Origin of the sequence: Streptomyces sp. XY431, assembly GCF_001279805.1 — a bacterium.
Classification (GTDB): Bacteria; Actinomycetota; Actinomycetes; order Streptomycetales; family Streptomycetaceae; genus Kitasatospora; species Kitasatospora purpeofusca.
Genome location: NZ_LGDO01000258.1, coordinates 1 through 1402 on the forward strand (window position 1 = coordinate 1; position 1402 = coordinate 1402).

Annotated in this window: 1 protein-coding gene; it reads right to left on the minus strand. The window is 70.2% G+C overall.

Annotated features, from left to right (window positions below):
* A partial coding sequence (locus tag ADK60_RS22880; RefSeq protein ID WP_159400534.1) for an AMP-binding protein occupies nt 1-1402 on the minus strand: 1402 nt, incomplete at both ends.

A 1402-nucleotide genomic window follows, 5' to 3' on the forward strand; every position in this document is an offset into this window, starting at 1 on the left:
CACAAAACGCTCCGACGTCAGCGCACGCCGGTCCAGATAGCCACGCGCCAACCCCGCACCAGCCAGGTACAACTCACCCGCCACACCCACCGGCACCGGGCGCAACGCCGAATCCAGTACAAAGGCATGGGAGTTGGGCAGCGGCTTTCCGATGGGTGCCGTGCCGGTGCCGTCTCCGTCGTCGTACCAGGCCGTGGAGTACACCGTGGCCTCGGTCGGGCCGTAGATGTTGGCCAGCCTGGCTCCGGGAATCCGCGCGCGGATCTCACGGACCAGGGCAGGAGGAAGCGCCTCGCCGGCCAGGACCACGTTGTCGGCGGTCAGGCTCACCCCGTCGTGGGCGAGGAGCGCGCCCAGGGCGGAGGGCACCCCGCTGATCAGCGTCCCGCTCCACTCGTCGCACTCGGCCACGGCCAGGAGGTCACGGACGATCTCGATCCGACCACCGGTCAGCAGCGGCATCAGGGTGTCGAAGACCGAGACGTCGAAGTTCAGCGAGGTCGACGCCAGGACGTGCTGCAGCCGCGCCGCACCGAAGTCGTCGAGGGCCCACGCGGCCAGGTCCGCCATGTTCCGGTGCGAGATCACCACGCCCTTGGGACGACCCGTCGACCCCGAGGTGTAGATGACGTAGGCGGCATTGGCGGGGCGCGGCAGTGCGCGCGCAACCGCTCCGGCGGGCCCACCACCGGTCAGGTCGAGGCCGTCGATCTCCAGACGGTCCACCTGGCCCGGCAGCTCGATCCCGGTCTCGGTCACCACCAGGACGGGTGCGGCGTCGTCCATCATGTACGCGATGCGGTCCGCCGGGTAGGCGATGTCGACCGGCAGGTAGGCGGCACCGGACTTCAGCACCGCGAGCACCGCGACCACCATGTCCAGGCCACGCGGCAGCGCCACCGCGACCACGTGCTCCGGGCCGGCGCCACGGATGACCAGCTCGTCGGCAAGTCGCTCCGCCCGCCCGTTCAGCTCCGCATAGGTGAGCTGGGTGTCGCCGAAGACCACCGCCGTGTTGCCCGGCGTGCGGGCGGACTGCGCCTCGAAGAGCTCGGGGAACGTCGCCGCGGGGATCGGCAGCGTCGTGCCGCTGCACTCCTCCAGCACCCGCTGACGTTCGTCCGTGGACAGGACGTCAATGCGGCCCAGCGGCAGGGCCGGCTCGGCGAGCAGGGTCACCAGCACCCGCTGGATCCGCGCGCCGATCTCCTCGATGTCCTGCGGCCCGAGGACCCCGGGGTCGTACCCCATGTGCAGAGCGAGCGTGTCGCCGTCCTTCATGATGGCGATGCTGAGCGGATAATGGGTGGCGTCGATGCCGTTGAAGCCGGTCACCCGCACGCCGTCGGCGATGGTCAGGGCATCGGGGTCGATCGGGTAGTTCTCGAACACCGTGAGCGTG